Origin of the sequence: Pseudokineococcus marinus, assembly GCF_013004605.1 — a bacterium.
GTDB classification, from domain to species: Bacteria; Actinomycetota; Actinomycetes; order Actinomycetales; family Quadrisphaeraceae; genus Pseudokineococcus; species Pseudokineococcus marinus.
The window spans coordinates 1-4,750 of sequence record NZ_JABEMA010000240.1; the positions used below are offsets into that span (position 1 = coordinate 1).

The 4,750-nt window shown below is 74.8% G+C and carries 3 protein-coding genes and 2 pseudogenes; all 5 read right to left on the minus strand.

Annotation, left to right across the window (positions count from 1 at the left end; translation table 11 throughout):
- Positions 1 to 269: pseudogene (locus HLB09_RS13060) on the minus strand (hypothetical protein); the annotation flags it as partial.
- Positions 266 to 1,153, minus strand: a complete 888-nt coding sequence (locus tag HLB09_RS13065) for a carbohydrate ABC transporter permease (RefSeq protein ID WP_171203786.1) — start codon at positions 1,151 to 1,153, stop codon at positions 266 to 268. The gene HLB09_RS13065 and the pseudogene HLB09_RS13060, both read right to left, overlap by 4 nt.
- Before the next feature lies 1 nt (position 1,154).
- Positions 1,155 to 2,150: a carbohydrate ABC transporter permease gene (locus tag HLB09_RS13070; protein ID WP_212771042.1), complete on the minus strand. Its 996-nt coding sequence runs from the start codon at positions 2,148 to 2,150 to the stop codon at positions 1,155 to 1,157.
- A complete protein-coding gene (locus HLB09_RS13075) occupies positions 2,114 to 3,463 on the minus strand; it encodes an ABC transporter substrate-binding protein (protein ID WP_171203787.1) in 1,350 nt (449 codons plus the stop codon). The genes HLB09_RS13070 and HLB09_RS13075 overlap by 37 nt, the downstream gene beginning before the upstream one ends.
- Positions 3,464 to 3,467: 4 nt before the next feature.
- Positions 3,468 to 4,750 (minus strand): annotated as a pseudogene (locus tag HLB09_RS13080) (hypothetical protein); the annotation flags it as partial.

The following is a 4,750-nucleotide window of genomic DNA, read 5'->3' on the forward strand; positions in this document are numbered from 1 at the left end:
GCCGCCTCGCCCTCGCGCGCGCCCGGCTGCCAGGCGAGCGGCCACACCGCCCCGTGGTCGGGGTCGCCGTCCACCGTGGGGAGGCACTCCTCGCCGCCGCCCGCGTCGACGAAGGCGGGCCCGACGGCGCTCGCGCGCGCCGCCTGCACCGCCGGGTCGGGGTGGTGCCACAGCCACTCCCGGCCCGGCGCGGCGAGCGACGTCCAGCGGCCCCCGCGGGCGAGGTCGGTTCGGACGGCGAGCGGCTCCGGCGCCCAGCCGGCCGTCACTTGTCCGAGCCCACCAGCAGGCCGGAGACGAAGTGCTTCTGGAAGGCGAAGAAGACGAGCGCCGTCGGCAGCGCCGCCAGCAGGCAGCCCGCGGCCAGCACGTTCCACGACGTCGAGTAGCCGCCCTGGAGGTTGAGCAGCGCCGCGGTGATGGGGAAGCGGGTCTCGGTGCGCAGCACCGTCATCGCCCAGATGAGGTCGTTGAACACCCAGGTCGTCGCGAGCGCCGCCAGGGCCGCGAGCGCCGGCCGGGTGAGCGGCAGGACGATCGACCGGTAGGTCCTCAGCGTGCCGGCGCCGTCGATGAGCGCGGCCTCGAAGACCTCCTGCGGCAGGTTCCGCACGAAGCCGTGGAGCACGAACGTGTAGAAGCCGAGCCCGAAGCCGACCTGGACGACGACGAGCGCCGCGAGGGAGTCGTACAGGCCGAGGGACTGGGTGATGCGCGAGACGGGCACGAGGAGGATCTGCGGGGGCAGCAGGTTGCCCGCGAGCATGACGAGCAGCACGGTCCGCCGGAACGGGATGCGGAACCGGGCGAGCGCGAAGGCGGCCCAGCTGGCCAGCACGAGGGACAGCACGACCGTGATGACGGTGACGATCCCGCTGTTGAGCAGCGCGCGGCCGAGGTCGCCGCGGGTGACGGCCTCGGTGAAGGCGTCGAGCGTGAAGCTGGCCGGCAGGGCGCCGATGCCGCGCGAGGCGACGTCGTCGAACGAGCGGAACGCCAGCACGACGATGAAGGCCAGCGGCAGCAGCCACAGGACCGTGAACGGGACCATGACGACGTGGAACCACGGCGAGCGGCCCGTGCGGCGCGGCCGACGCGCGGGGGGCTGCGCGGGCGCCGTCGCCACGGAGGCGGGGGGTGCGGACGTCGTCATGTCAGTCCTCCGCCCGGGCCTGGCGCACGAGGTAGGTGATGATGAAGCCGATCGCCAGCAGGAAGATGACGACGGCCAGCGCGGAGCCGTAGCCGAGGTCCACGAGCGAGAAGCTCTGCTGGAACATGTAGGTCGAGAGCAGCTGCGTCTGGTTGTACGGGCCGCCCCGCGTCATCGCCCAGACGATGTCGAAGGTCCGCAGCGAGTCGATGACGGTGACGGCGAAGACCACCGTGCTCACCCCGCGCAGCTGCGGGACGACGATGCGCCAGAAGCGCTGCCACGCGTTGGCGCCGTCGACCGCGGCGGCCTCCTCGAGGCTCGCGTCGACGCCCTTCAGGCCCGCCAGGTAGAGCACCATGATGTAGCCGACCTGGCGCCAGACGGCGGCCACGAGCACCGCGTAGAGGGCGGTGTCGGGGTTCGCGAGCCACGCCGTCCCGCCGAGCCCGACGGGCGTGAGCACGCGGTCGACGAGCCCGTCGGGCTGGTAGAGCACCCGCCAGAAGAGCCCGGTGACGGCGAGCGAGATGACCATGGGCAGGTAGATGGCGCTGCGGTAGACGCCGACGCCGCGACCGGGTCGGTTGAGCGCCACCGCGAGCGCGAGGCCGCCGGCGACGGACAGGCCGCCGAAGCCGACGACCCAGACGACGTTGTTGACGAGCGCCGTCGCGAAGACCGGGTCGTCGAGCATGCGCTGGTAGTTGGCCCAGCCCACCGGCTCGGCGGGGCCGACGCCGCGCCAGCGGGTGAAGGACAGCGAGAAGCTGTTGAGCGCCGGCCAGAAGACCCAGAACATCTCGACGGCGAGGGGCACGAGCAGGAACGCCCACACCAGCGGCGGCACGCGCCGGGCAGCCCGCAGCCGCGGGCCGGGCCGCCGCGCCGCGGCGGGGTCCGAGCCGGCACCCGATCCCGACCGCGGCCCCGAGCGCCCCGGGGTCCGCTCGAGCACGGTCATGAGCTCCAGACCGCCTCGGCCGCCTGCTGCCACTGCTCGAGGATCTGCTGGACGTCGCCGGGATTGGCGATGAACTGCGTCAGCGCGGTGTCCGCCGTCGTCTGCAGGGCGTCGGAGGAGTCGCGGTTGAAGAACTGCGTGATCTCCTCGGTGCCGGCGAGCAGCGCGATGCCCTTCTGGACGAGCGGGGAGAAGCCGGAGGTGTCGACGTCCGGGTTCGTCGGCAGGTTGGCCGAGCCCGACTCGGCGATCCACTGCGCCTGGCTCTCCGCGGAGGCGAGGTAGGACAGGAAGGCCTTCGTGCCCTCGGGGTCGGCGGTGCCCGCGGAGGCGAAGAACCCGTCGGTGGGCGCCTCCTCGGCGCTCGGGATGCTCGGGTCGATGACGGGCACGGAGAAGAAGTCGAGGTCGTCGAGCTGGTCCTCGGGCACGTAGTTCGTGAGGAAGGCGCCGATGAGGTACATCGCCGCCTCGTCCTGGACGAAGGGCACGGCGGCCTGCTGGTTGTCCCAGGACGCCTGGTCCGGGTGGAAGAAGGGGAGGATCTCGGCGTAGCGGTCCATCACCGCGACGACCTCGGGGTCGGTGAAGGCGTGCTCGCCGGCGAGCAGCTCGCGGTGGTACTGCGCGCCGTTGACGCGCAGGTCGAGGTAGTCGAACCAGCCCGAGGCCATCCACGGGGTCGTGCCGATGCCGTTGGTCAGCGGGATGACGCCCTGCCCCTGCAGGTCCTCGCACAGCGCGATGAACTCGTCCCACGTCTCCGGCGGGGTCACGCCCCACTTCTCGAACGCCGACTTCTTGTAGAAGATCGACCACCAGTAGTAGTTGGTCGGCACGAAGATCTGCGCGTCGTCGCCCGAGGTGGACAGCGCCTTGAGCGCCGGCGGGAAGGACGCGCACGCCCCGTCGCCGGTCCACAGGTCGGAGACGTCGAGCAGCAGGCCCTGGTCGGCGTAGGTGTTGGCGACCGATCCGGCGTACCAGCTGATGACGTCCGGCGGGTTGGGCGAGGTGAGGTACGTCGACAGCTGGGCGCGGAACTGCTCGGTGGCGACGGAGTTCATCGTCACCGGCTCCGCGGTGTACTCCTCGACGAGCGTGGTGAGCGCGGCCTTGGGGCCCTCGTCCTGGATGGAGTTCTGCAGGACGAGGCCCCCTCCGCCGGAGGCGCCGCCGCCCCCGGCCGGGGCGCTCTCGGTGCCGCCGGAGCCCACGCAGCCGCTGAGCACGGCGCTGCTGCCCAGCCCGGCGGCGACGGCGACGAGGAAGCTGCGGCGGGACGGGGCCGCCAGGGCGGCCGGGCCGCGCGAGGTGCGGGCGTGTGCGGTGCGGATGGGGCTCATGGCGTCATCTCCGGGCGGCGTCGTCGGCGCGGTGCAGGACAGGTGCGGGGAGGAGCTGGTCGTCGGACGGTCCCGGAGCGGGTCCGGAGGCGGGTCCGGGAGCGGGTCCGGGAGCGGGTCCGGCGGCGGTGCCGGGCCCGTGGTCCCGTTCGGGCCGGTCGGGGGGCGGGAGCGCGGCGGGGCGCAGCCCGAGATGGGGGTGCGCGGCCAGGTCGGCGGCGTCGTGCAGGTCCGGGTGGCGCTCGAGCAGCCGCGCCAGCCGGTGCGCCGCGGCGGCGGGGCGGCCCCGCAGGAGCTCGACCTGCGCCCGCAGGTGCTCCACGCGGCTGCTGAGCGCGGTGCCCGGGTCGGCGGCGAAGAGCAGCAGCGCCGGCAGCGACGTGGCGAAGTAGTCGACGACGGCCGGCTGGGCCGCCAGGTGCTCCGCGTGCGCGCCGAGGGCGTCGGTGAGCGCGTCGGCCTCCGCGTCCCGGTCCAGGCGGCGCAGCGCGACGACGCGGGCGGCGGTCGCCTCGGAGTGCTCCTCGGCGGCCATGGCGGTGAAGTCGCCGGCGTCGGCGGCCGCCGACGCCCAGGCCGCCGCGGCGGCGTCGTGCTCCCCGAGGAGCGCGAGCGCGTCGCCGCGCAGCAGGAGCAGCTCCGCCGTGCTGGCCAGGGGGTGGCGGGCCTCGCCGAGGGTGGCCGGCGGCACGAGCGCGGCGTCGAGGTGCGCCAGCGCGGCCGCCGCACCCCCCGGCTCGCCGGCGGCCCGGTGGGCGCTGAGCCGGCACGCCCGCTCCCAGGCGCGGAGCACCTCGCCCTCACCGCCCTCCCACGGCTGGAAGGTGCGCCCCGCAAGCAGGTCCCGCGCCTCGTCCGTGCGGCCGACGTCGAGGAGCAGGTGCGCCAGCTGGACCGTCGTGTCGTCCCGGGCGGCCACGAGGGGGCGGACCGCCTCGAGGCGCCGCAGCCGCTGCGCCGCGGGGACGCCGCGGCGGGCGTCCAGCTGGTCGCTCTCGTAGACGAGGCGCGCGCTCCCCGGGTCGGCGGCGAGCGCGACGTCGTAGCAGCGGCGGGCCTCCTCGGGGTCGCCGTCGACGTCGTGGGCGGCGAGCCCGCGGTTGCGCCAGACGACGGCGTCCGGTGCTCCGCCCGCGCGCTCGGTCGCCCGGGCGCTGGCGCGCCAGGCGTCGGCGGCGTCCTCGCGCCGGCCGTTCGCGTAGAGCCAGTGGCCCAGCAGCGCCTGGGCGCGGGCGTCGGTCTCATCGGCGTCCGCGGCGGCCTCGAGGACGAGGGCGTCGGCCAGGC